The 25547-nt window shown below is 60.2% G+C and carries 23 protein-coding genes; 1 reads left to right on the forward strand and 22 read right to left on the reverse strand.

Translation table 11 applies throughout. From position 1 onward, the window contains the following. Positions 1–15: 15 nt before the first annotated feature. From rfbD to LB541_RS01370, 21 genes are all read right to left on the reverse strand, one after another. The gene (gene rfbD / locus LB541_RS01270) at positions 16–900 is read right to left on the reverse strand and encodes a dTDP-4-dehydrorhamnose reductase (RefSeq protein ID WP_140555903.1); all 885 of its coding nucleotides are present in this window, start codon (positions 898–900) and stop codon (positions 16–18) included. Continuing rightward, entirely contained in the window at positions 897–1967 is a 1071-nt protein-coding gene (gene rfbB / locus LB541_RS01275; protein ID WP_140555904.1) for a dTDP-glucose 4,6-dehydratase, read from the reverse strand. Before rfbB ends, rfbD begins: the two co-directional genes overlap by 4 nt. A 31-nt stretch (positions 1968–1998) precedes the next feature. Then, positions 1999–2553, reverse strand: coding sequence for a dTDP-4-dehydrorhamnose 3,5-epimerase (gene rfbC / locus LB541_RS01280; RefSeq protein ID WP_140555906.1), 555 nt, complete (start codon positions 2551–2553; stop codon positions 1999–2001). Then, a complete protein-coding gene (rfbA, locus tag LB541_RS01285) occupies positions 2554–3435 on the reverse strand; it encodes a glucose-1-phosphate thymidylyltransferase RfbA (RefSeq protein WP_140555907.1) in 882 nt (293 codons plus the stop codon). It abuts the gene before it with no gap. A 19-nt stretch (positions 3436–3454) separates the two neighbouring features. After that, positions 3455–4909, reverse strand: coding sequence for an O-antigen ligase family protein (locus LB541_RS01290; protein WP_224617635.1), 1455 nt, complete (start codon positions 4907–4909; stop codon positions 3455–3457). After that, positions 4906–6171, reverse strand: a complete 1266-nt coding sequence (locus LB541_RS01295; RefSeq protein WP_181167191.1) for a tetratricopeptide repeat protein — start codon at positions 6169–6171, stop codon at positions 4906–4908. The genes LB541_RS01290 and LB541_RS01295 overlap by 4 nt, the downstream gene beginning before the upstream one ends. Further along, positions 6059–8437 (reverse strand): GumC family protein, encoded by a 2379-nt coding sequence (locus LB541_RS01300; protein WP_140520780.1) that lies wholly within the window; start codon positions 8435–8437, stop codon positions 6059–6061. The genes LB541_RS01295 and LB541_RS01300 overlap by 113 nt, the downstream gene beginning before the upstream one ends. A gap of 47 nt (positions 8438–8484) precedes the next feature. Then, positions 8485–9387, reverse strand: coding sequence for a polysaccharide biosynthesis/export family protein (locus LB541_RS01305; RefSeq protein WP_224617636.1), 903 nt, complete (start codon positions 9385–9387; stop codon positions 8485–8487). Positions 9388–9408: 21 nt separating this feature from the next. Further along, entirely contained in the window at positions 9409–9906 is a 498-nt protein-coding gene (locus LB541_RS01310) for a hypothetical protein (RefSeq protein ID WP_140514868.1), read from the reverse strand. Between the two features lie 107 nt (positions 9907–10013). After that, positions 10014–10499: a hypothetical protein gene (locus LB541_RS01315; protein ID WP_224617638.1), complete on the reverse strand. Its 486-nt coding sequence runs from the start codon at positions 10497–10499 to the stop codon at positions 10014–10016. 314 nt (positions 10500–10813) lie between these two features. Further along, positions 10814–11983 carry a glycosyltransferase family 4 protein gene (locus LB541_RS01320; protein WP_140629325.1) on the reverse strand — a complete coding sequence of 390 codons (1170 nt, stop codon included), beginning with the start codon at positions 11981–11983 and terminating at the stop codon, positions 10814–10816. A gap of 27 nt (positions 11984–12010) precedes the next feature. Then, positions 12011–12991, reverse strand: coding sequence for a glycosyltransferase family 4 protein (locus LB541_RS28590; RefSeq protein WP_318012595.1), 981 nt, complete (start codon positions 12989–12991; stop codon positions 12011–12013). 155 nt (positions 12992–13146) lie between these two features. Then, the gene (locus tag LB541_RS01330) at positions 13147–14478 is read right to left on the reverse strand and encodes a lipopolysaccharide biosynthesis protein (RefSeq protein WP_140655787.1); all 1332 of its coding nucleotides are present in this window, start codon (positions 14476–14478) and stop codon (positions 13147–13149) included. Next, entirely contained in the window at positions 14471–15715 is a 1245-nt protein-coding gene (locus tag LB541_RS01335; RefSeq protein ID WP_224617640.1) for a hypothetical protein, read from the reverse strand. Before LB541_RS01335 ends, LB541_RS01330 begins: the two co-directional genes overlap by 8 nt. A 43-nt stretch (positions 15716–15758) precedes the next feature. Then, the gene (locus tag LB541_RS01340) at positions 15759–17009 is read right to left on the reverse strand and encodes a glycosyltransferase (protein ID WP_224617872.1); all 1251 of its coding nucleotides are present in this window, start codon (positions 17007–17009) and stop codon (positions 15759–15761) included. Then, the gene (locus tag LB541_RS01345; RefSeq protein WP_224617642.1) at positions 16891–18057 is read right to left on the reverse strand and encodes a glycosyltransferase; all 1167 of its coding nucleotides are present in this window, start codon (positions 18055–18057) and stop codon (positions 16891–16893) included. Before LB541_RS01345 ends, LB541_RS01340 begins: the two co-directional genes overlap by 119 nt. A gap of 147 nt (positions 18058–18204) precedes the next feature. After that, entirely contained in the window at positions 18205–18957 is a 753-nt protein-coding gene (locus LB541_RS01350; protein WP_181167188.1) for a class I SAM-dependent methyltransferase, read from the reverse strand. Positions 18958–19004: 47 nt separating this feature from the next. Beyond that, on the reverse strand, positions 19005–20030 hold the full coding sequence (locus LB541_RS01355) for an NAD-dependent epimerase (protein ID WP_224617644.1): 1026 nt from the start codon (positions 20028–20030) through the stop codon (positions 19005–19007). Next, entirely contained in the window at positions 20030–21304 is a 1275-nt protein-coding gene (locus LB541_RS01360; RefSeq protein WP_224617653.1) for a nucleotide sugar dehydrogenase, read from the reverse strand. Before LB541_RS01360 ends, LB541_RS01355 begins: the two co-directional genes overlap by 1 nt. A gap of 41 nt (positions 21305–21345) precedes the next feature. Then, positions 21346–22623 (reverse strand): sugar transferase, encoded by a 1278-nt coding sequence (locus LB541_RS01365; RefSeq protein WP_224617655.1) that lies wholly within the window; start codon positions 22621–22623, stop codon positions 21346–21348. Between the two features lie 393 nt (positions 22624–23016). Continuing rightward, entirely contained in the window at positions 23017–23607 is a 591-nt protein-coding gene (locus LB541_RS01370) for a biotin transporter BioY (RefSeq protein ID WP_140520792.1), read from the reverse strand. Positions 23608–23724: 117 nt separating this feature from the next. On the opposite strand from LB541_RS01370, the gene LB541_RS01375 reads away from it, so the two are divergent. Beyond that, complete coding sequence (locus tag LB541_RS01375) at positions 23725–24633, forward strand: MBL fold metallo-hydrolase (protein WP_224617656.1); 909 nt, start codon at positions 23725–23727, stop codon at positions 24631–24633. Between the two features lie 10 nt (positions 24634–24643). Here the strand turns inward: LB541_RS01375 and LB541_RS01380 are convergent, their stop codons facing one another. Beyond that, entirely contained in the window at positions 24644–25429 is a 786-nt protein-coding gene (locus LB541_RS01380; RefSeq protein ID WP_140494907.1) for a DUF1499 domain-containing protein, read from the reverse strand. Positions 25430–25547: the final 118 nt, after the last annotated feature.

Genomic DNA, 25547 nt, shown 5'->3' on the forward strand with positions numbered 1-25547 from the left:
TCAAAGCCCGTCAGGTCACCTGCTCAGGAGACGACGGACCACCTCCCGCGCCGACTTCCGCAGTACCGGCGCACTCCATCCAAACACGGAGGCAAACTTCGCGCTCGACAGCCGGGAATTGACGGGGCGGCGCGCCTTGGTCGGATAGTCCGTCGCAGCAATATCGCGCACCCGCGCGGAGGGGCCACCGAGCCCACCGCTTATGTCCAGGATATGGCGGGCGAAGCCGCTCCAGTTGGTCTCGCCCGTGCCGGCCAGATGATAGATGCCCCACGCGGCGAAATCCTCGTTGCGGTGCAGCCGTGCTGCCGCATGCAGGATCGCGTCAGCGATATCAAGCGCGGAAGTGGGATTTCCCCATTGGTCGGCCACAACCGGTATCTCGTCGCGGTCGCTGGCCAGCCTCAGCATGGTTTTGGCGAAATTCTTGCCGAACGGGCTGTAGACCCACGCCGTGCGCAAGATCAGGTGGCGCGGATTGGCTGATGCCACCGCCTGTTCGCCGGCAAGCTTGGAGGCGCCGTAGACGCCAATCGGCGCGGTCGCGTCGGTTTCCAGATAGGGACCGTCCTTGGTGCCGTCGAAGACATAGTCGGTCGACAGATGGATGACGGGCACGCCGAGCCGAGCCGCCGCCTGCGCCACCTCGCCGGCGCCGGCGGCGTTCACCGCAAAGGCGAGCTCAGGTTCGTCCTCGGCCTGGTCCACCGCCGTGTAGGCGGCTGCCGACACGACGACATCGGGTTTGGCGGCCGCTATGGCGTCGATCACGGTCCCGGGCCGCGCGAGGTCAAGTTGCGGCCGGCCGATGGCGATGATCTCGACGCCTTCGCGCCCGCGCCCAGCCCCCAGAAGGCTTGCCGCGACCTGGCCCTCGCGTCCGGTGACAGCGAGCCTCACACGGCCGCCTTGCGGGCTTCGCCCAGCCTTTCGCCGGCATAGCGCTGTTCGCGGATCGGTCCCCACCACCATTTGTTGTCCAGGTACCAGTCGACCGTCCTTGCCAGGCCGCTGTCGAAATTCTCCCTCGGCGCCCAGCCGAGGTCGCGGCCGATCTTGGAGGCGTCGATGGCGTAGCGGCGATCATGGCCGGGACGGTCGGTGACGAAAGAGATCAGGTCGCGATGGCTTTTGCCGCCGGCCCGGGGGCGCCTGGCGTCGAGCAGATCGCAGATCGTCTCGACGACACCCAGATTGGTGCGTTCCGAATTGCCGCCGACATTGTAGCTCTCGCCCGGCTGCCCCTTGGTGGCGATCAGTTCCAGCGCGCGCGCATGGTCCTCGACGAACAGCCAGTCACGCACATTGGCGCCGGCGCCGTAGACCGGCAGCGGCTTCTCGTCGAGAGCGTTGAGGATGACCAGCGGGATCAGCTTTTCGGGAAAATGGTAGGGCCCGTAATTGTTCGAACAATTGGACAGCACCACCGGCAGGCCATAGGTCTCGTGCCAGGCGCGCACCAGATGGTCGGAGGCCGCCTTGGAGGCGGAATAGGGCGAAGACGGCGCGTAAGGCGTCTCTTCCACGAACATGCCACCATCGAAGGGCAGGTCGCCGAACACCTCGTCGGTCGAGACGTGATGGAAGCGGAAACGGCCCTTCCTGTCGTCGGAAAGGCCGCGCCAGTACTCCAGCGCTGCGTTGAGTATCCGGTAGGTGCCGACGATGTTGGTCTCGATGAAGGCGCCCGGCCCATCGATCGAGCGGTCGACATGGCTCTCGGCGGCGAGGTTCATGACGATGTCGATATCGCCGCGGCGCAGTATGTCGAGCACCGCCCGCTCGTCGCAGATGTCGGCCTGGGCGAAGCTGTAATTTCGTGCATTTTCGATCGGCCGCAGCGAGGCCAGGTTGCCGGCATAGGTCAGCTTGTCGAGATTGGTCACCCGGTAGGCCGGGTTGGCGCACAGATGCCGGCACACCGCCGAACCGATGAAGCCGGCCCCGCCCGTCACCAGAAAGTTCATGCCGCTATCCCCGTGCATCTGGCAATGTTCATCAGGCAAACACCTCGGCGGCGGCGAGCAGCGGCGCCTTGAGGTCCTTGTCAGAAAGCTGGAAGCCGCCAGGCGGCGGCGGCCATTCGATGCCAATGGCGGGGTCGTCGAAACGGATCGAGCGGTCGTGTTCGGGCGAATAGGTGTCGGTCACCTTGTACAGCACCTCGGTATCGGGCACGAGCGTCATGAAGCCGTGGGCGAAGCCCTTGGGCACCAGGATCTGGTTGCCCTTCTCGGCCGAGACCTCGAGGACAACCCATTTTCCGAATGTCGGCGAGGAGCGGCGGATATCAACCGCGACATCCAGGACGCTGCCTCTGACAACGCGCAGCAGCTTGTCCTGGGCACGTGGCGGCAACTGATAGTGCAATCCCCTGACGACACCGGCCGCGGCGGAATAGGAGTGATTGTCCTGGACAAAGGCGAGTTCGAGGCCGGCCTCGGCGAAGCGTGCGGCGTTCCAGGTTTCGGTGAAGTAGCCACGGGCATCGCCGTGCCGCTTCGGAATGATTTCGAGCAGACCTTCGATGCCAAGGGGTCTCACCTCCAGCATCTAGTCCTCCGACAACTCGACCACGCGACGGCGCAGATAAGCGGCATATTCATTTTTTCCCAAGCGGGTTGCCCGCTGCAACACTTCATCGGCCCTCAGCCAGCCCTGTTCGAAGGCGATTTCCTCCGGACAGGCGACCTTGATGCCCTGGCGACGTTCGATTGTACGCACGAACGAAGAAGCATCGTCCAGGCTGTCGTGAGTGCCGGTATCGAGCCAGGCATAGCCGCGCCCCAACCGATGCACCTGCAACTGGCCACGCTCGAGATAGGCATTGTTGATCGCCGTGATTTCGAGCTCGCCTCGAGCCGAGGGCCGAATCCTTGAGGCGATATCGACAACCTGGTTGTCGTAGAAATAAAGGCCGGTGACGGCCCAGTTGGATTTCGGCTTCTGTGGTTTTTCCTCAATCGTGAGCGCGGTTCCAGTGGTCTTGTCGAAGGACACCACGCCATAGCGCTCCGGATCCTCGACATGGTAGGCGAACACCGAAGCGCCGCTTTCGCGCGATGCCGCGGTGCGGCAAAGCTTGGACAATCCGTCGCCAAAATAGATGTTGTCGCCCAGTATCATCGAAACGCTGTCCGCGCCGATGAAATCGCGGCCGATAATGAACGCTTCCGCAAGCCCGTTGGGCTGCGGCTGCTCGGCGTAGGACAACTCAAGCCCGAATTCCGATCCATCGCCCAACAGCTCGCGGAAAACCGGCAGGTCCCGCGGCGTGGATATGACCAGAATCTCTCGAATCCCCGCAAGCATCAAAACGCTCAGCGGGTAATAGATCATCGGTTTGTCGTATACCGGGAGGATTTGCTTGGAGACCGCCAACGTTAGCGGATAAAGGCGCGTTCCACTGCCTCCAGCAAGGATAATTCCTTTCAAGAAACTCTCCTTGACATGCCTAAGTCCCCTCCCCTGACACAAGCCGCCCGTGCTTAGGTTTCATGCCGTGGCTTGTCAATCTGGTGCCCGACGAAGGGGCCGAGCGAGTGTCCCCGGCCCCCGCCAACCGCCCTTGCCTTGCCGGGCCCGAGGTCCTGGCCGGGACAAGCAGATTGTCTTCATCGTGATGGCCTACCTCGCCCATCTCGCGCCTTTGGTTCAGCCGCTCGGCAAAACCCTTGTGAAAGACGATCGCATTCAAATAGGCAAACGTCATCGCGAGTGCTGCGGTTCGCAAGGGATAGTCGACAAGAGAGTGAACGAGCAAAAACGACACCGACAGAAATGCAGCCTTCTGTAACGGCTCCCGGCGAATCCGGACCGACGAGGCGAAAAGCAATATGGCATACACAATCATTAACAAAACGACCGGTATGCCGCCCTCAAGTGCCAATTCGAGGTAGTCATTGTGGGCATGATTTACATAAGTTCTGAAAATCATTCCGGCTTTTTCGTATATCTGATAGACCTTCGGAAAGCTGCCGAAACCAACGCCAGTCACCCAGTTCTCTTTCATTCCATCGATCGTGGTGCGAGCAAACTCCGCCCTGCCGAAAGCCGGATCGACCACTTTCGCATCGATCTTCGCCCATGCGCCGATCGTGTAGACGGAAAGCCCGATGAAAACCGCAAGAATGCCATATCCGCCCGCCCTTGAGCGAGCGGACAGGAAGACAACTGATATCGCGGTGATCACCAGTCCGATCAGAATGCCGGCGCGCGAGCCGGCTGCCAGAAGAAGCAGCAAGAGCATCGTCAGCCCAAGCGATCCGGACAGAAAATGTCCACGGAACAAGCCATAATAGACCACGAATGGGATGGAGACGAAGAGCAAGGCCGAAAAGTGATTTTGATTGGCAAACAGGCCCGCATTGATCGTAAACGGCAGCAATCCTTCTATGGCGACGGTATCGGAGAGCGAATACTGGATCGCCGCGGCCAGGCCATTGCAGATGACGCCCATGAAAAAGAAGGGAACAAGGCCGTAGACCTCCTCGGTGCGCAGGCGGGTGACGCCGAGGAAAAATGCCGCGGCGGCGGCGAAATACAACATGCACTCGATCGTGCGCCCGACGCCGACGCTGACGAAGCGCGATTGCGTTTCACCATCCAGCCAGGGTCTGACAAGCAGCACCTCGGGCCGCAACCCGTCCAGCAAGGCCCCGGGCAGCGGAACGATCTGGAAGCAGAACACGGCTAGGCCGAGAGCAATCAGCCACAAGATCGCCCAGGGAATTGTTTGTCCGCTGGGCCGCGACAGGATGGCCGCGGCCGAGAGAATCGCCGCGATCTCGATCAGCGTTTCGGTGTAGAGGCTGCTCGCGGTGCCGCCGCCAATCAGCAGGGACAGGAAAAGAACCGACCCAAGCAGGTATTTGTCCCACTGCCCGGGCTGCCGTGACCGTGCTCTCACGACGACACCCTCTCGATGCTCAATCTGTGCATGACCAGCGTGCCGACGTATCGAAACCGCCAGCTCTCGGCAATTGCGGCTGTTTCCAGCCTCAGCAACTGTATCGGACACGCAGCCGGTCCGACGGTGAAATCCAGGCTCAGGCTTCGCCGGTTGAATGTGCCTTCCGGTATGTTGAAGCGCGCTATCTCGCTTGACGGGTCCGCGCATCTGACGGACCAGAACAGCTGCTTTGGCAGTTTGAGATTTGTTGCGGACACGGTCATGGACATCCGGTAAGAACCGGGGGGCAATTCGACATATTGCTGAAGCGCAGCGTTCTTGACCGGCGTGTTTAGAAATCGAACCGTCGCCCCGCTGTTGCTGTCGCTTTCACTTTCACCCGCGCCCTGCGATCCGGCAAAGGTGATCTCCAGCCCAGATCGGTCGTGTATCACCCAGTCGAACGGCTTGCCGCTGAAGAGCGGCTCGAAGCCGCCATTGAAGATATAGCCGCCCAGCTTCCGCTCCCGATCGGACAGGCTGAAAAGAAACAGCCGATAGGCCGGGCCGTAGTCCTTCTGCTTGATGTAACCGGTGATAACGGCGGACAATTCGCTGGATTTCGGGGGCGCATCCGTGCGTCCGAGATCGAGCAGCAGCTGGTTTGCAGGTCCCAGGCTTTGCGGGTTCTGGCCAAGGGCGAGAAAAAGCTTACCACGCCACGGCGCCTCTGCCTCCAGGGCTGCCAGCACGGCCTGATAGCCGTCGGAATTGGAAAGGATGGCAGGCCAGCCTGGGGCGATGGCCGAAAACTGGTCTGGCCACCGGCGCAGCAAGGTGTCGATCTCGCCCACGGCCCTCGCCAGATCGCCTGCCGCGATCGAGCGATCGATGGACCTCTGCAGCGCATGGATTTCAGTCTTGGACAGTTTTCGCGCCTGGTCGAAAAGTTCGAAAGCCTGGGCCTGTTCGCCTTGCCGATATCTGATCTCACCGATCAGGCTGTAGAGACGGGCGTCCGCGACATTGAAGCGAAGCGCATTCTTGGCCTTGGCGGCCAAGGCGCCGAGATCGACGCTCGTTTCGTTCAGCTCGCCGGCAATTTCGTCTATCAAGGCATCTGCGTTCAGCGGGTCCAGTGCCAGAGACACGCTCGGCGTTCCCTCCTCAAGGAGCCGACTTAGCCCGATCGACGAAGCCATCAACACCAGAACGGAGGCGACGAACCAAACGCTTGAACGCAGGAGATTTTGCATGAGAGGGCTGGCCTGCTCCGTCATCGACTTTGCCCTCAATCTTCGGCGTGCCCGCGCCATGTTCGTAATATTGGTAGTTCATGTATTTATAGGCGTAGTTGTAGTCGAACTTGTTCACCGCGAATTTCGACATTGCCGCCCCGATCACGTTCGCTCCGGCTGCGCGCAGGCGTTTCAGCGCCGTCTTGGCCGCCTTGCGCGTCACCTGGTTCGTGGAAATGACCACCAGTGTGCCCTCGGCAAGCCGGCTGAGAATGGGCGCATCGGACAGGCCGACGATCGGCGGAGCGTCGATGATGACGAGATCGAAACGCTTGCCGAGATTGGTGACGATCAGCGCCATCTTCGGCGATGAAAGCAGATCCGCAGGGTTGGGCGGGATCGTTCCGGACGTCAGCACGGTCACGTTGGGATATTTGGTCGTCCTGAATATGCCCGCCACATCTTCCTTGCGCACGGTATTCGTCAGGAGATTGCTCAACCCGATCGCGTTGTCGAGACCGAACAGCCGATGAAGATTCGGTTTGCGCAGATCGCCGTCGATAAGCAAGACCTTCGCACCGAGGGCGGCGAAATCCTGGCCGAGCTTGAACGAGGTCGTCGACTTGCCTTCGGAAGGCTCGGAGCTGGTCACCAGCAGCGAACGCGGCGCGCCCTCCGCGCCGGAGAATTGCAGCGACGTTCGCAGCGAACGATAAGCTTCCGATAGCCCGGACTTCTGGTCGGCGATGCTGGCCGTCAGTTCGCGGTCACCGACGAGCGGCAGGATGCCGAGCATGGCCAGCCCCAGCTCCCTTTCGACCTGCTCGGGGTTGGTGAAGGTGTTGTTCAGCAGCTCGATGATGTAGATGATCGATGCAGTGAGAGCCATGAACAGCGCTAGCGCGATCGCCAGATTGATGATCAGGCGCGGAGAATAGGGACTTACGGGCAGGGTCGCGAAATCGACGATGGCTGCGCTTTGCGTTTTGAGCTCGGAGCTGACGCCTACTTCATTCAGCTTGGTGATGAGGCTGTCATATTGCGACCGGTTGGAATCGACCTCGCGCTTGAGGATGGTGTATTTTATGTTCTTGTCATTGAAGACGACCTGCTGCTTTTCCATCTCGGCGAGCTTGGATTTGAGGTCGGCTTCCTTGTTCTGTGCTTCCTGGTACTTCAGGCGCAGCGAATCGGTTATCGCCAGGACGCCGTTATTATAGAGCCGCGTCAGCTCCTTGATCTGCGACTGGAGTTGCTGCATCTCCGGAAAGCCAGGCTTCAGAATGCTCAGTTTCTGTTGATATTGGCTCTTGAGGTCCGCGAGTTTTTCGCTGAGTTTTTGTAAGCCATCACTCTCCAGAACCGGCGACAGGCTGGAGCCTCGCCCCTTGTCTATCTGGTCCACGACGCGACCGGCATCAAGACGATCCTGGATAGCGGTCGCGAGCGCTGTGTTCAGCGCCTCGATGTTCAATCCGATCAGCGATTTGTCGTCGCCGGTGACGGTGATGCCGGCATCCTTCGCATAGGCGACCAGCTCCTCCTCAGACTTCTGCAGCTTCTGCTTGACCTGCAGGACCTGTTCCTGGATGAACTGTCTCGCCAGATCGGACGTCTCGCTGGTCTGGTCGAGACGTTGATCGATAAAACTCTGCGCGACCTGGTTGGCGACGTCGCTTGCGTATCTGGGCTTCTGGTCGATGAAGGTGATCGACAGCAAGCTGGTGTTGGTCACAAGGTTGACCGTCAGATCCTTCAGAACGCGCTTGATCGCCATTGCCTCTCGCTCTTCGGGGGTCTTTTCCTGGATCGAAGGCGATTTGGAAATTCCGAATGCACGGTAGAGGATGTTGCTGAGCGAGAAGCTCGGGGTTGGGAACAGGAAATCCGGTTTTTCGGAGAGCCCCAGCTGAAACACGACGCGCTGGGCCAGCGCACGGCTCTTCAGTTTCTCGCGAGCGGTCAGAAACGCGCGTAAGTCGCTGTTTTCGGAAACCACTTCGATGTCCTGAAAAACCTTTGCCGAAGGGACCAGGACTTCCAGCTGTGTCGTTGCCTGATATTTCGGCGTCTGCATCATTGTCACTATGATACCGGCAACTAGGCCAGCCACCGCCATCATGACAATCAGCCAGCGATATTGCACGACATAGAAAAGCAGCTTGAGCGGATTGAATCTCTCGTCGTGAGCGGCATAGTCTCGACCGTAAGGACTATAATTCTGCGCCCCGTCATAATAGAGGTCCGCGGACAAAGCCTGGCCATGTCGAGGACCGGCGATTTGGGGCTGCCTGTTGCGATCGAGCATGCGCGAGGTGATCCTGGTTGTCCGTACCCTGGCCGGCCAGGCCTCCCTTACGGAATGACCGCAATTCGGGCCGCGCTCGACGCGAGGCCCAGGGCATCCTTCAAATTGTTCATTGCGATTTTCGACTTCGAAGCGAAAACCACGACCACGTCGCCGCCATAGATACGCGGGTTGCGATTCTTGCCGGCGCGGATTTCCTCGACATTGTAGTTTGCGACCAGCTTGTTTTGACCGACATTGCGGTAGACGAAGACCTTGCCGGCATCGCCGATGGCGTTGAAGCCTCCGGCAAGGGCGATCGCATCCAGCAAGGAGGCGCTGCTGGACACCGGATAGATGCCGGCCCTGTTGACCTCACCGTCGACCGTGATGCGCTGGCCTATCGATTCCTTGACGAAAATCGTCACATCCGGCGATTGCAGATATTTTGCGCCATAGGCTGTCTCGATATCCTTTTCGAGCTGGCGGACCGTCTTGCCGGCCGCTGTCATCGTCCCGATAAGCGGAAGGGAAATCTGGCCGCCGGCGTCCACCTGAACCGTCCTGTTCAGGTTGTCGACCTGGAATACGCTGACTTCGAGTACATCGTTGGCAGACAGCGGCTGCTCGCTGCCGTTTTGTGTATTCTGCGGTGCCGGCAGATCCTTCACCATCTGTAGCGCGCCGCCCCCGGCAAGCGCCGTTGAGGACGATGTCGGCTGCAGCGCATCGACAGAGCCCGTGGACGATGATGAACTGCTCGCGCAAGCAGAGAGGGCGAGCAATACAAGCAGTGCCGGCATCCCCGCGCCACTTCCCCCGAGATCGAGAATGCCCATCACAGAGCCCCACTCTTGAACAGCTTGGGCAGTCCATCGAAATGGCCCGCACAGCTGGCTCCCGGCTTCTTCGCTCGTTTTTCCAATGGCGTGAGCAACTGGTTCTGCACTATCGCGCCCGAGCTTGCGCAAACCGGCGAGACCAGACCTTGGCTAGCGGCTGACTGCGTCGTCGTCATCCTGTAATCCAATAGCCAGTGCGGCACCGCCACCAACCGCGCCGGCGCCCAACAGCACCGGCAAAATGCCGGGCCCGGAATTGGCAGGTCCGGTAGCAGCTTCCTGCGCATCAAGCGAGACGCACATACCGCCTTGCACCGGATCGATGCTGACGGTCGCGTTGGCCGGAACATCAAGCGCGCAATTGGCGCCGATGGCCAAAGAAGCCGATGCTTGCGGCCCGGTCATGATGCGCGCGCCTGGATAAATCGGCGCTCCCGCGCCCACCCCGGCGTAACCGCCGGCCTGCGACATCTGCACATCACCCCGGACTTGGGTGAACTGGCCGACAATGCCAGACACGGGCGCAGCGGCCAGGCACGAACATGTCTGTGCCGACTGGGCAACAGCATCAGACGCTGTAAACCAGGCACCTCCCCCGGCGAGCGTGATAAAAGCGAAGACAACCCCAACCCGATGATGCCCGGTCATTTCTACCCCCCTTCGAACCAACGACCCGCCCCCGGAACGGATCGCTTACGCACCCCTTCGATCAACAACACTCAAAGAACTCACCAGCACTCACGGTGGTCCGCCCCTCAGCGACTGACCGCTTTGTCGTCATCCTGCGTCGCCGCCAACACACCGCTGGTGACAAGCGCACCGGCGAAAATCCCTTCGGGCAGGCCAAACCCACTTGTGCCACCGGACGGCTGGATGGCCGCCGTCCGTTCTGAACCCACGAGTTTCAGACAGATGTTGCCGCCCACGCGTGAAACATCCAGACTGGAATTCGCCGGTACATTCATGTTGCAGCCGCCAACAAGTACGGATGCCGAACCCTCGGTACCGACTACCACCCGACTGCCAAGGCCGAGAGTGCTCCCCGCCTTTGCAGGACCATAGCCGACCGACTGCGAGACCATCACCTCGCCATCGGCGGAACGAATGGATCCAATCGCACTCGCCGGGCCGCGATAGGCGGCAGCGCAGCTGCAGGATACGTCCTGGGCGAAAGATGAAACCGAAGTGAAACCGCTCGCGGCAACCAACGCGCTCACTGCGGTTCTAATGATGACATTCATCCGCTTCGCCTTTCCTTCAAATCATCCCGGATATGCCAGATCAAAAGGTGTGACATCAGCGCCTAACATTTTTTTGCCACAATTCCAACCCGTGTCGCACGATGCGGAGAAGTTTGACCTGAACAACACGTCATTTTAGCAATTACGTATAAATAATCCCGAGCTGTCGGCGATGGATGTCTGGCCCTCCAAAGAGAAGTTACGATTCCCTTTTCATGCTGATTACACCGAGCCAACTTGATCAAGGCCGAGCACCCTCGAAAGCTGAGTCCCGATCTGCAATGCAGCAAGACAAGCTTAGCGCCGCTCGAACTTCAACCGCGTTCAACTACACGCCGGCCCGGTTCATCGCATGGCGAGGCATTGAGCTTCCCTATCTGCGTCATGTAGCACTCTATGACGATCCGTTCCGAAAACTGCCGCTCCACTTTGCTTCGGCTCTCCATACCCATCCTGTTCCTGGATGCGGCGTCCATCGTTGCGAATTCGAGCATCTTGCTTGCGAGGTCGCCTGCGTCTTTCACCTTGCACAGCAGGCCGTTGACGCCGTGGTCCACCACCTCCCTGCAGCCGGGCACATCTGACGCGATCAGCGGCTTGCCCATCGCGGCTGCTTCCAGCAGCGAGCGCGGCGTTCCTTCCCTGTAGGAGGGCAAGACGACGCAATCGGCCGCGTCCAGGAAGGGACGGACGTCGTCGGTGGTTCCGAGATACTCGACCAGGCCTTCGCCTGCCCATCGCTCGACCTGCGCACGGCTGACCGCTGTGCGGTTCTCGACATCGAGGAATCCAAGAAGCTGGAAGCGCGCGCCGGGCATGTTGCGGCGCATCTCACGAGCTGCCTCGACGAACTCGCCCACGCCCTTGTCCCAGAGAAGCCTGGCCACCAGCAGAAAGACGATCGCGCCGGACGATTGGCTTTGGCGGGGCGCCGGAGAGAAGCGAATAAGGTCGACCCCGGAGCCCGGCAGCAGCGCGGTCAGTTCCTTGCGGACCAGGCGCTCGCCGACGAACAGCATCCTGTCGTCGTCATTCTGAAAGAAGACTATTTTCGAACGGGCCAACGCCAGCCGGTACAGGACCTTGGCAATTTTCTGGAGAAGGCCGCCACGGACGAAAACCGTGCCGAGCCCTGAAACATTGTTTATGACCGGGATGCCATTGAGGTTTGCCGCCAGCGATCCGAACACGTTGGGCTTGATGGTGAAGCCGACAAACGCCAGCGGCCTCTCGCGGCGCAGCAGGCGCCAGTAGCGCCACAGAAGCACCATGTCGCGAAACGGCGAGGTGCCGGAATTATCCATCTCGATTTCGACATACCGGCAGCCCATCGGCGGGATCAGGCGCGAATACTCGTCCCTGGGCGCCGCAACCACCACTTCATAGCCCCGCCCTTGCAGCGCCTCGATGAGGCCTTTGCGGAAATTGACGACATTCCAGGACGTGTTGATGGAGATGATTATCTTTCTTCCGATCCCAAGCATCGTCCCCGCCTCCCAATGCCGTTTCGCTCACCGTCTTGTATGCAGTCGTGCCCTGCCCGGCCCAAAGGTCTCGAACAGCCGCAAGATCTCGTCGTCACTGGCGAGCGATGAGATGCGGGCGAAGCAGGCGTCCCTTGCAGGCCCCAGATCCTGTGGCCGAGCGATCAGCCTCGCGACCGCGCGTGCGATGTCTTGCGGATCGTCGGGGTTGAAATCGAAAGCGGCCCCCTCGGGCATGTAGTGCCTCGTGCCGCTGTCTCGCGACATCAGCACGGCACATCCCGCCCAGGACGCCTCGATGGGAGACACCGCCGCGGGTTCAGCCCGCGAGGGCAGTATCAAGAGATCATGACCGGAGAAGACCGAGATCATGTCGTCATGGGCAATGTTGTTTTGAAACCGAAGCCTGTCCGCCACGCCAAGCGCCTGAGCCTCGCGCCGCAAGGCCTGACAAAAAGCCGTGTCGGCATTCGTTGCCTCCTCGCCGCAGAATGTCAGGGAGAAGGGCATGGATGAAATCGCGGACAACGCCCTCAGAAGCAAACTGTGCCCCTTGCGCTCCCGGTATTTTGCCACCATCAGGATTCGAGGCGGCCACTGCAATGGCCTGCTTTCCAGGCCTTCGATCCGGGCCGGCTCGAAAGGGCTCCCGAATGGCAGGGACATGGCATCGCCGACCCTGAGCGGGCCAGGGTTCGGTGAGAGCCGCGAGGTGAAATGCGGAATGCCCAGCCCCTGAAAGATGGCTCTTCGAACCCAAGTGCCACTCCATGCGCGGGGCTTGGCGTCCTCCTGGTCGTAGATGACCAGTCTGCGCCCTTGCAGGATTGAACAGAGTGCCGCGACCCTGCAAAACCATCGCGTCACTCCGCGGATGATCACCACGTCGGGGTCTTCGGCCTGCAAACGCCTCCAGTAGGAAAAGACGCCGGGAAAGGAAAAAGGCGAATTCGGAATGTTGCTCGAGCGCCGACGCATGATCATCCGCGACAGCGCGGATGGAGCCATCACGTTGGGAGAAACAAGAGCGTGATTCTCGGTGACGCTCGTTTCGACTACGTCGACCGCAACATGGTGCCCCGCCGAAGTCAGAATGCGAACCCAGGGTGCCGCATTGGTGTGGTATCTTGGCAGGCAAAACAGGTATCTCAAAACATCAGCCTTCAGATATCTTCCGCCGGGCGGATCCGCTTTTTCAACAATAGATGCGAAACCACCATCATCGCTGCATAAACCGCCGCCGATACCAGCAAGCCGGCCCAGGCGATGCCTGAAATTCCGATCCATCCGGACAAAGCCAGGCAAAGCGGAACATAGATGGCGATCGCCAGCGCCGTGATTTTCAAAAGCGGCTTCGTCCCGGCCAGGACCTGGATCAACGGATTGAGATGCATTCCAGCCAGGCCGAAGCATTCTGAAGCGAACAGAATGGCAAAGAGCAGCGAAGCTTCGGCGTAGGCCGAACCGCCAGCCAGAAGGACGATGGGGTTTTGCAGCAACACCCCCCCAACCGCCATGCCGGCGGCGGCGCATGCCGAAACCACGGTGATGCGGGCGTTCAAGCGGTATAGACGAGAAGAAGGCTCTTGCTTCGACAGTTTCGCGATTTCGGGAAAGATCACCTGGTTCAAGGGACCGGTCAGCCGGGAAACCATCGTCGCCAGGCGCGATGCGAGCGAATAAGAGCCCGCGGCGACCTCTCCCAGCAGGCCCGCGACAAGGAACAATGCGAGATGCCGCCTGGCGCTCACAAGCGTCGAGAGCAGACTGGTCCCCGTGGCCATGGCAAGAAACGCCCAGAAGAAACGGCGTTTGGACCGGGAGCGAAGCGGGTTGAGCAGTTCGATGTGCTCCTGCCTGGTATAGAGCAGCATGCGAACGAACAGCGTCAGGTTGTAGAATGCGCCGACCGCTGCCAGCACGATTACATAGGCCGGCAATGAGGCATCGAGGATCCAAAGGACGAGAGAGGCAACCACCACGGCAACCCCTTGCATGAGTTGATTGCCGGCAATGACGTCGTACCGGCCGTTCAGCCGAAGCACACCTTTCGGCGTACCCGAAAGACTCGCCAACAAGGTGAGGCTGTAGATAATCGCCAGAAGGCGATTATCCCGCGACACGCCAACAGCTTCTCCAAACAGCAAGATCCCGCCTATCGCCAGGACCGTGGCGAGAAGGGCGGCTGAAACATCGAGGGCAATTCCGCAAGATGCCGCCGGTCCCAGACGCAAAGGCGACCTCGCGCACAGCCTGATCACGGGCTGCCAGCTCTCGAACGTGCATAGGCCGGAAACGAACGCCACATAGGCCTGAATTACGGCGAGTGTGCCAAAATTCCCCGGACCCAGCGACCGTGCGTTGAGCGCCAGTGCAAGGATGGAGCACAACGCGGCCACTCCGCTTGCGGACGTCGTAAACGTAACGTCGCGGGCAATCCGCCGCGCGCGCATCCATCCGGAAGGCTTGGCGACCGCCGTCACGTCCTCAGCCATTGTCTCGGCGCAAGGCCCGCGCCCCCTGCGGCATCACCTCGGCGGGGGCCGGTGGAAAACACTTCCGGTGCACATAAACCAAGCCAAAAATGAAAAGCGCAACGAGAACGGCTCGCTTGGCGGAGATGAAGGCGCCAAGCAGCTCCTTGCGCTGGATGTAGAATGCGAGATGGACGATGGCCACGATCAGCCCGGCCTTGAGCGTCGCGCTGCGCACATTGCGGATTATCGCCTCGACGGCAACACACACGAGCGACAGAATGACAACGAGCAGCGGAAATCCGGCATACCCGAAATTGGCAAAGAACTCCGCCCAGATGTTTGCAGCGACGCCACCACTGTAACCCGGAAATAGGAACGGCTGAACCTGCTCGTTGTAGGTGCATCCGTCCTTGCCAAAGGCCGTATCCGAGAACGGAAACAGAGAAAGAGGCACCAGCCAAAGATTCGAGCACGGCAAGGTGTAGTCATATTTCACGACCAGATCCAGGTGAGCCAATGTCACGAACTGCTCCAGCCCCACGAGAGCGGAATCGGACAATTGGTCGAATTGTATTTTCTGACCTACAAGTTCAAAATTTCCTGCTTTTATTGCTGCATATACTGCCTTGTACACTGCAAGAAAAAAGAATGCGCCAATTCCTCCAATTATGTATCTTTTCCTGATCAAAAGCAGGGAAATGTTCCTGTACCTTATGTACAAACAAGCTAAAATCGCGATGGCAACCGAAGAGCGATGCCCGATATAGAGCGTAAGCATCAGTCCCAGGCAGCTCAAGATGATGACCAGCCTGGATTTCTTCCACCCCGACAGGGCTCCGAACACCATGCCGATGATGCAGCTGTTGTAAAATACATACTGGATCCGCCCGGTAGATGACAAAACATCGGCCTTTGAGGCCGAAAAAAGTGCCGGATTTGCTATCGAAATCCCACCGAACACCACCAGCATCACAATTATTACGATCGACTCTCCCCGAACGTCGCCTTCGACTTCGAAATCTTGACGCCTTGGCATGAAGACCAGCATCGCGGCAGCAATGCAAGAAAGAGAAAGCGCAATGGCATATCCAGTGCCCGCGTCATATATGAAATCGTACTTCCTTCTGCCGACATCAACATACTGAAATCCCCCGGTGACGAATGGCACAAAGTAGACCAAGCTCGACAAAAGCAACAACATTTGCGGCGTGAGCGCAAATGGCGAAACAAAATAATCTCGTTTGAGGTGCTTCACTTTCGTTCCATCGCCATCTGAATATTCGTATTGTTCTCACCCCTTAGCGGCCCAGGGACGATTTCTCCCACAGCAAGCCATACGAGTGCGCCATCCGCTCAAGCGAGAAATCCGCAGCGATGCGGTCGCGACATGCTTGCCGCCTGCTCGCCCAAGACCGGGTATCCTGAATTTCCGAAACCATAATCTCGATGGAACGCGATAACGCGTCAGGGTTCCGCGGCGGAACGATCAATCCCGTGTTGCCGACAAGCATCGCGATGTCCCCGACGTCCGTTGCCACGCATGGCGTGCCGCATGCCATCGCCTCAGCAACCACGTTCGGAAAGGCTTCGCTGCTGGAGGCCAGCACATGAATGTCGAATGCATTCATCAAACCGGCAATGTCGTCGCTCGGCCCAAGAAGCTTCACCTTGTGGCGAACATCGTAGCGCTCCAACAGCACGGCAAGCGCAGTGTTTTCAGCCGTCATACCCGGGCCGGCAAGAACACATTTGAAGGGAAGGCTCTTGTGCATCGACAGCCTGGACAGGGCAGCGAAGAGATTCTGGTGGTCCTTGTCGGGATGCCAGCGAGCGACGTTTCCGATAACGAACTGGCCATCACCTATCGACCAATCCCGACGGAGCCGCGCGCGCGCCCGGTCGTCCGGCTCGAACACGGCCAGATCGTAGCCATTCGGTATGATCGTCCAGTTCGAGCTCGAATATCCTGCATGGATGTGGCGCTGCGACGCGTTTTGCGAGCAACTGACAATCCGAGCCGGGATGATACCGGATATGAGAGCGCATATCCTGTCCACTGTCCTGGTCGTAAAGGAGGCCGCCCGCGGATCCAGTCCGCAATTGTGCATCCCCCAAAGAACCGGACTGATGCCGCCAAGCCGCGCCAGGACGCCTCCGACGAGGTTGGCGTGATACATCCAGCACTGAACCACGTCCGGCCGATAGGTCGAGAACACGCGCCTGAGCGAGGCGAGCCCCTTGAGACTCAACCTTCCCTTTGGCATCGCCAGGCAGGCGAGCGGTATTTTGGCCGCGCGAAGCAACGGGCCATATTTACCGTCACCCGAAAGCGAGACGACAAAATGGGAATGGCTGCGCTCGGCCGTGCACAGGCGGTATAGCGCTGCCTCGGCGCCGCCGTTCTCAAGTCCGGTGATGACGTGCAGGATCTTAATACGACCGCTCCTTCCCCACGGCGTTCGTGGGATCGACACCCATCGCGAGCAGGTAGGCGTCGGCCACCTTTTCGACACTGAAATCCCGCGCCCGACGCCTGACGTCCGGAGGATCAGCTTCATCAAGGGCGACCATCACTTCTGCCGCAAAACCCTGGGCATCTCCGACCGCGGCGAGACGCCCCCACTTGCCGTCCTCCAGAATCTCGGCCGGACCGCTTTCGCAGTTGGTGCTCACCACGTTGGTCCCGCAAGCCATTGCTTCGATGATCGTGTTTGGAAATCCCTCCCTGCGGGAGGATTGAAGAAACAACGCTGCCCGCCGCATCCACGGATACGGATTCTTCGAAAAGCCGACCAGAGCGACCGAAGAATTCAGCTCGAGTTCGTCGATCAGGGTTTGAAGCGATCCCCGCAGCGGTCCTTCCCCGACAATGGCCAATTTGACGGGCCTCTTCGTCGCAATCCGCGCGAAGCTGCTTATGAGCGTGGCATGGTCTTTTGCGAAATCAAGCCGCCCAACGGCCACCAGCAAGACCCTGCCATCCTCGACCGCGAAGGGGTGATCGAGCGGCTCATCCGCCTGCTCTTCAACATGTTTGATGTCCAGCGGATTGTAGATCGTTTTGACGGAACTCCGGTGGACCCCGATGCTCTGGATCAGGTCTTCCGCGACGCCATGCGATACAGTGATGATCGTGTCGGCACGACCATAGGTCAGCCGCATGAGGAATGGCAGGAACTTCTCACGAACCAGCTTAGTATCGGCGACGGTCCTGGAAAGATTGCTCCTTTCGGATATCACGATCGGTGTCCGGCGCAGCGAGAGCATGGACGAGACGATGCCAACGATATTGGCATGGGGTAACGCCGTCAGCATCACCCGCGGCTGCTCCCGCCTCAAATACCGGATCAAAGCCAATACGGAAAACAGCAACCGCGAGGCCCGGAGGTCCTGTATCCTTATCGTCTTCGGAACCAAAGCGAGATACTCGCCCGTCGCACACCCAAGCACCAGATCGATCGGCAAGCCGCGCCGGCCAAATTCGCTGGCCAGGGTGAGCATTGCCCGCTCGGTGCCGCCAGCACGAAGAGAGGGAATGAAGATAGCAATCCGAGCTGCTGGGTTGCCTGGCGATCTCTTGTCTTGGCGCGTGCACATCACTCGGTTCGCCACCTTTCCTGGCCGGTCACGGCGAAAGCTTTTTGCTTGCGCCTGACCGTGCGCGATGAGCGATGCTCCACCCGGATACCAGGGAGACAGCCCGTCGCGTTCGGGTCCACCAAAGCGGAGAATATCCTCGGGTGATCAATGTCTTCGCCGAAAGACATAGGCGTAGGTTTCGGCCGCATCCTTCCCAATGAGAAGCGCCGAGAGACCTAGCCAGAGGCGCCAGACAAGGAAGGCCGGCACGAAAGCGTAGAAGTATGAACTCCTCCAGAACAGATGACGCTGGACAAGCTCCAGGCCATTTTGCGCTGCGATCCTTTCCACCTCGCTCGGCAGGCATCTGTCATAGAAGGCTGGGAAGCCGTCGTGCCCTCTGCCCTTGTCGGGATAGACCGCAAACAGCAGGCGACGCTTGATCGCCTCGGGCAAGACCCGATTGAGCCTGGCGAAAACGGCGTTGCGTGAAGGCGAGAAAATGGCGACCGTGCCGCCGGGCCTTACGCAGCTGGCAATGCCGCGAAATGCGCCTTCGCCGTCGCGGACGTGCTCCAGAGTGGCCTGGCATATGACCAGATCGGCATCTCCCTTCCCCCTGAACGAGGTAAGATCCGCCTCGATCCGCTCGTCATAGATCTCGCCCGGAGCCTTCGACAGTTCCTTGGCATCGCGGTCCACCCCGACGACAACCAGCCCCAGACGACGCTTCTCGGCTAGGCTTACAAGCGGCCTTGCTCCTCCGCCCAGATCATAGACCAGTGCGTTAGGTGTAAAGAGCACCGGTGCGATTTCCGCAGCAAAGGCGTGGTTGCCATCCACGCGCAGCCGTAGCGGCAAGGCTCGGTCCAGACATTCTGAGACCGCCACGTTCGTGCGAACAAAGCCCCGCAGCAACGACGCTATCCCGTCATCGATTTCGTGGACAAGACGTGACCTCCCCCCTACCTCCGCTCAAAATAGGCCTGGTACCATTCGACGAACCGCCCGACGCCCTCCGTCACGGACGTGCCGGGACGATAGCCGACCGCCGCCTGCAGCGCCGAAGTATCGGCAAAAGTGTCAGGCACGTCTCCGGCCTGCAGCGGCAAGAGCTCCACGATGGCCTTGCGGCCAAGCGCGTTTTCAAGCGCCTCGACATAGGCGGTCAGCTTCACCGGGTTGTTGTTGCCGATGTTGAAAATGCGCCAAGGCGCGCTGCTCGTCGCAGGATCCGGATTATCGGAATCCCAGGCGGGGTTAGCCGCGGCGGGGCTGTCGCTGGCGCGGATCACGCCTTCGGCGATATCTTCGACATAGGTGAAGTCGCGTGTATGATTGCCGTTGTTGAACAGCTTGATCGGCTCGCCGGCCAGGATGTTCCTGGTGAACAGGAACAGCGCCATGTCGGGACGTCCCCAAGGGCCGTACACTGTGAAGAAACGCAAGCCCGTGGTCGGCAGCCCGAACAGGTGGCTGTAGCTGTGCGCCATCAGCTCGTTGGCGCGCTTGGTTGCGGCGTAGAACTGCAGCGGATGGTCGGCCGGGCGATGCTCGGAAAACGGCATGTCGGTATTGGCGCCATAGACGCTCGACGTGCTGGCATAGGTCAGGTGGCCGACACGACTGTTGCGGCAGGCCTCCAGCATATTGGCGTAGGCGACAATGTTGCTCTCGACATAGGCGTGCGGGTTTTCAAGGCTGTAGCGGACGCCGGCCTGGGCGGCGAGATGGATCACCCTGTCGAAGGCGTGATCGGCAAAGCAGCCGTCCACCACGTTTCGCTCTGCGAGATTACCGTGGATGAAATGGTAGCCCGCATTGGTGTTGCGGCTTGCTTCGGCCAAAAGCCGCAGCCGCGCCTGCTTGATCTGCGGATCATAGTAGTCGTTGATGCTGTCTATGCCGACGACCTCGTCGCCACGTTCCAGCAGCCGCCTGGCGACGTGATAGCCTATGAAGCCGGCAGCGCCGGTGACCAGAACCTTCATCAGAACCGCCCGTCCGTAACATCCCTGGGGAATAGACCTTTGATGTCGTAGACGACGCTAGGGTCCTTGCAAAGCGCCCGAAGACCGGCAACGCCCAGGGTGTGAAACTGCCCGTGCCCCACGGCGACGACAACGCCATCGTAACGCGCGGCGGGCATCTCTTTAACGCTCGTTACGCCAAAGGCGCGCGCGCATTCCTGCGCATCGACCCAAGGATCCCAGATATCGATGCCGGCATTGTACTGCCTCAGCTGCGCGACAATGTCGGCGACCTTGGAGTTTCTCAGGTCCGGACAGTTTTCCTTGAAGGCCGCGCCCATGACCAGAATCCGGCTGCCAACGACAGGTATGCCCTTGCGCATCATAAGGCGGGCCGTCTGGTCCGCTGCATGCCGGCCCATGCCGTCGTTGATGCGGCGACCGGCAAGAATCACCTCGGGATGATAGCCGAGTTCTTGAGCCTTGTGGGTCAGATAATAGGGATCGACGCCTATGCAGTGGCCGCCGACGAGACCAGGGCTGAAGCGCAGGAAATTCCATTTGGTGCCGGCCGCTTCCAGCACCTCCGACGTGTCGATGCCCAGTTTGCCGAAGATCAGCGACAATTCGTTCATCAAGGCGATATTGAGATCGCGTTGCGTGTTCTCGATGACCTTGGCTGCCTCGGCGACCGCGATGCTCGAGGCACGGTGCGTGCCGGCGGGAACGATCGAGGCATAGAGCGCGTCGATAGCGTCCGCCACCTCCGGCGTGGAGCCGCTGGTCACCTTGACGATCGTCTGCAGCCGGTGCTCGCGGTCGCCGGGGTTGATGCGCTCAGGACTGTAGCCCAGGAAGAAGTCTTCGTTGTAGCGCAGACCGGAATGTTTCTCGATCAGCGGCGCACACACCTCTTGCGTACAGCCGGGATAGACGGTCGATTCAAAGATTACCACCGCACCGGGGGAGATCACCTCGCCGACCGTGGCGGACGCCATGACAAGGGGTTTCAGGTCCGGCCGGTTGGCCCTGTCGATCGGAGTGGGGACAGTGACGATGAAAACTCCGCAATCCCGCAGATCGGCCTTGTCGCTGGTGAACCGCAGCCGCGTGGCGGCGTCGATTTCATCTCTGCTGGCCTCAAGCGTGTGATCTTCGCCACGCCTCAGCGCATCCACGCGCGATTGGCTGATGTCGAAGCCGACGACGTCCCTGATCGCTCCGAGGGCCACCGCCAGCGGCAAACCCACATAGCCAAGCCCGATGACAGCTATTTTCCTGGAGCCGAGGTCCATTTGCTTCCTGTCCGGCAAGCCTTAATCAGCCACGGCCTCCGCTATCGCGCACCATGGCCGGTAATCATCGTCTTGATGGTTCTGAGGGTGATGAGAACATCAAGCCAAGGCGAGAAGTTCTTTATGTAGTAAAAATCGTAGTGTAATTTCTCCATCACATCGTCGACCGCCGCAACATGCCCCTGGTTTACTTGCGCCCACCCGCTCACACCTGGCCTGACGATGTGCCGGTAGCGATAGAACGGCAATTCCGCCTCATACCAGTGCGACAGGACGACAGCCTCGGGCCGTGGCCCGATCCAGCTCATTTCGCCGCGCAGGATGTTGATGGCCTGCGGCAGCTCGTCGATCCTGAACTTGCGTAAAAAACGCCCTATCCGGGTGATGCGATCGTCGTCACGTTTCGTGATCGCCTTGTCCTTGTCGCTGCCAATGCCGGCTTGCTGCCTCATCGAGCGAAACTTGTAGACCGTGTAGGTCCGGCCCCTGTAGCCAATGCGGGGCTGGCGAAACAGCACCGGGCCCTCCGAGTCCAGCCGGATCAGCAGCGCGATCAGCACCACGAAGGGTGAAAGAGCCACGACCATGACAAGCGCGGAGATCCAGTCGATTGCCTGCTTGATCTTGAGATAGGCCTGGTTCGGATTGAGCGAGCCGAGCGTGTTTTCCGACAGGTGTTCGATCTCGACGCGGCCGGTCAGCGACTCGCTGACCTGCTTGACGTGGTAGACCGGCGTGCCCGACAGAGCCCGGTCCGCGATGTATCGTTCCCATTCGGCGTCAAGGTCGGCCCGCAGATCGACAACCACGCCATTCGCCCGTTCGATGACGGTGCCAGGCGAAGTGATCCAGAACCAGTGCACTCCTGGCAGTGTCCTTAGGCGCTCTACGTCCCCGCCGGGAATGACGACCAGCCGGTACGGCTCGAGATGCCGCGTTATGAGGCTCAGGCCAAAATACCAGAGCGTGGACTGGGTGAAGCTGGCAGCCGCCTGAAACCGGCTGTACTCGAAACGAAAAAAGAAAATAGTCAGGAAAACAAGCCCGTAGGACAGCACAAACGTCGGCAGGATGTAGCTGGCAGCGGCCACGCCGGGGAAATTCCCGATACGCCGATAGGCAAGGAAGCCTGCTACATGCGCAATGACCGCGGCAGCGACGGTTACCTGGAGATTGGCGACGTAGACCGCATCGGGTTTGAAGGCGATCCGGATGAGGGCCGGCGCGACGATCGCGAACGTCAGTCCGCCAATAAGTTGAAAGCGAATTCTGAACAGGAAGTGCCGGCTTCCGACAAGAGTTGATGTTGCGACATTCAACTTCTTCCCCCCTCGAAGCTGCCATGTCCGCGATTGCCATGGCAATAATGCGCTTGGCTTGGCCGTTCCTTCGCAAAGCGAAATCGGGCCTGTCGTTACTGGCTGTTCGACTCAGTCGAAGATCAAGAGCTACGACACTGTAACGATACCAGCAAGTATCTATTTACACTGTAGCAATCGGCAGGATTTTTTATCAATCGCGTCGCTGAATGCGGTTTAAAAGCTATCGCTAATAGATAGGCTTACTGCCGGCCATCGAGAATGTCTGGACGCATGAAGGTAAATGGATGTTCGTATCTCTGGTGACTGGCTGGCTGCTTGGGCAGGACCTGCCAGTCAAATCTGTCCGACCCGGACCAACGACCAGGTACTTCCCCGGAACCTCGTTTAAATTCAGGAGCGCTTCAGCAGCGACCAGACGGCGGGCACCAGGCTTGCGGCCAGAGCAACCTTGATCAGATCACCGACGATGAACGGCACGACGCCGAACTGCCAGGATTTTTCCGGACCGATGAGCATCGCCAGCCAGGCAAAGCCCATGGCCATCATGACGAACTCGGCAACCAGCATCGCGTTGAAAAGCTTGATCGGATGGCGATCCCAGCCGCGATCGGCGGCCCAGCCGGCGATCGCCGCCATGACCACGAAGCCGGCGAGATAGCCGCCGGTCGAGCCGAGCATGTAGGCAATGCCGATTCCCTTTTCCGGCGTGCTCTGGAAGACCGGGAAGCCCATCGCGCCCTCGGCCATATAGAGCAGCAGGGTGGCGACGCCGAGCCGCAGGCCGAAAGCGGCCCCGATCAGCAGGACGGCGAGCGTCTGCATCGAAATATCGACGGGCCCCAGAACCACCTTGGTCTTGGCCGACAGGGTCAGGAGCAATGTCCCGGCTATCGCCAGGAAGAACTGCGTTGCCAGCCGCGCCGCGCCATCTTGCGGCAGAGCCAGAGAAACAAGCGGGCGCATCGTCGTTGCAGTTGCCATGGTCTTCCCCATCCGAGTGCCGCCATCCGATGATCGCGGTCTTGCGTTTTCCTATATTGGCTTGCGTGCTATGCGGCAATCGGTTTTGCCATTCCCGCAACAGGCATCGACACCGCCATGGCCCTCGAATTCGATACCAGCTTCGATCCCTGCTACGGCGGGGGCGTCAGCGTCGCGCACGACGTGCAGCGCGTCACGGCCCGAAATCCAAGTCCCTTCACCTTTCACGGCACCAACAGCTACATCGTCGGACGCGATACGCTGGCAGTGATCGATCCGGGGCCGGATGACGAAGCTCACCTTCGCACCTTGCTCGACGTCATCGCCGGCAGGCCGGTCAGCCACATCTTCGTCAGCCACACGCATCGCGACCATTCACCGCTGGCGGCACGGCTGAAGCAGGAGACCGGAGCCCAGGTGATGGCGGAAGGGCCGCACCGGCCGGCAAGGCCATTGCATATTGGCGAGATCAACGCGCTCGATGCCAGCGCCGATACCGCTTTCGTTCCCGATCTCGCGCTGCCGGACGGCGCGCTGGTCGCCAGCGACGGCTGGGCAATCCGCACGGTCCTGACCCCCGGCCATACCGCCAACCACGCGGCATTCGCGCTGGAGGGCACCGGCATCCTGTTTTCGGCCGACCACGTCATGGCGTGGGCGACCTCCATCGTCGCGCCGCCGGACGGGGCGATGGCGGACTACATGGCCTCGCTGGACCGGCTGATCGAACGCGGTGACCGCCTGCTGCTGCCCGGCCACGGCGGGCCGGTGACGGCACCGCGAGGCTTCATGCGCGGATTGAAGACCCATCGCAAAATGCGCGAACGGGCCATATTGGAGCGGATCCGCGCGGGCGACCGCACGATCGCAGACATGGTCAAGGCGATCTACAGGGATACCGACCCGCGGCTGCATGGCGCCGCCGGGTTGTCGGTGCTTGCCCATCTGGAGGATCTGGTGGCGCGCGGCCTGGTCGCGACAGACGCCGCGCCGGCCATAGACGGCATTTTTAGGCCAGCCCCTTAGGCCCGAGCATCTATTCGGCCGGAGCCGCGCCGACCTGGCCGGCGACTTCCTGGTCCAACTCCGCCAGAAAGTCGGTGATGCGCGCAGCGTTGTCGCCGAGGTCGTAGCGGCCGTAGCGGGAAGCCGACCGCATGTCGACGAGAACCGTATCCCCGTCGTCCGTGATGCGAATTGCCACATCTGCGGGGAGGCCCAACACGAAGCTCCTGGCGACAGCGGTAATCGTCACGTCGCTTTGCCCGGCGAGTTCGGGATAGGGTCCGGTAAGATCCCAATTGCGGCGGTCGAGCACGGTTTCAACGGCAGTGACGACGGTCTCGAACGGCAGGTCGTAGCTGCGCGCGGTGACAAGCGGATAGCTGTCGGTCTGCAACCGCTGCTCGCCGGGCGTCGGCGGCGAGAGCACGTTCATGTCCTTCGTGCGACCGGTGACGTCGAGTGCCGGCGGTTCGTCGAAATCGGTCGAAATATCCCTGAGCGGCGGAAAGATTGTCGCCCAATAGGCGGCGATGCCATAGGGGGTCAGCACCAGCACTGCCAGCAAGACGCCGACCGTGATGTCGCGGCCGCCATAGTCGCCAAAATTCCACACCCTCGAGAAGGCAAATCCGGCGAACAGCAGCGCCAGCGCCGCCAACAGCGCGACGATAGCCAACACCCACAGGAACACCGGCGTTTCAACGAGGTTGAAATAATGGCCGACGAACACGGTCAGCAAAAGCACCGCCGAAAAAGCAGCGGTGCGCCGCGACCATCCGGCAGCCTTCGACGTTTGCCGTTCCGAAATGCTGACCATGTTTCTCTGCGTCATCCCAAGCCGAAGAAGACTTAGCGCATGGCCACCAAAATCGGAATCGATTTTCGAGGAGGATCGTGCGCCAGTTGGAAATGCTATCGTGCCCTGCCGGAAAGGT

Origin of the sequence: Mesorhizobium sp. BR1-1-15 (assembly GCF_020165475.1) — a bacterium.
Classification (GTDB): Bacteria; Pseudomonadota; Alphaproteobacteria; order Rhizobiales; family Rhizobiaceae; genus Mesorhizobium.